Below are 244 nucleotides of genomic sequence, written 5' to 3' on the forward strand. Positions count from 1 at the left end.
TTACGTGCATTCCAATAGGGCGGGCCCCCATCCTACCCTTCTCCCGCCAGCGGGAGAAGGGACCGATCGAGCAAGCCGCACCATCCCGTTCGCTCTCCCGGTGGGAGAGGGTTAGGGTGAGGGCATCAGCGCGCACTCAACTATCCCAACAGCTCACGCTCAATCAGTACGCGGGTTTCCACCGCCTGATACCTCATCTTCTCCGGATAACCGAACAGCGCCGCTGAGATAATCGACTCGCCGC

The 244-nt window shown here is 61.1% G+C and carries 1 pseudogene; it reads right to left on the reverse strand.

What is annotated here, in order from left to right:
• Positions 1-140 precede the first annotated feature (140 nt).
• A pseudogene (locus KVT28_RS26195) lies at positions 141-244 on the reverse strand (sugar phosphate isomerase/epimerase); the annotation flags it as partial.

The organism is Pantoea sp. GbtcB22, assembly GCF_019091025.1.
Classification (GTDB): domain Bacteria; phylum Pseudomonadota; class Gammaproteobacteria; order Enterobacterales; family Enterobacteriaceae; genus Pantoea; species Pantoea leporis.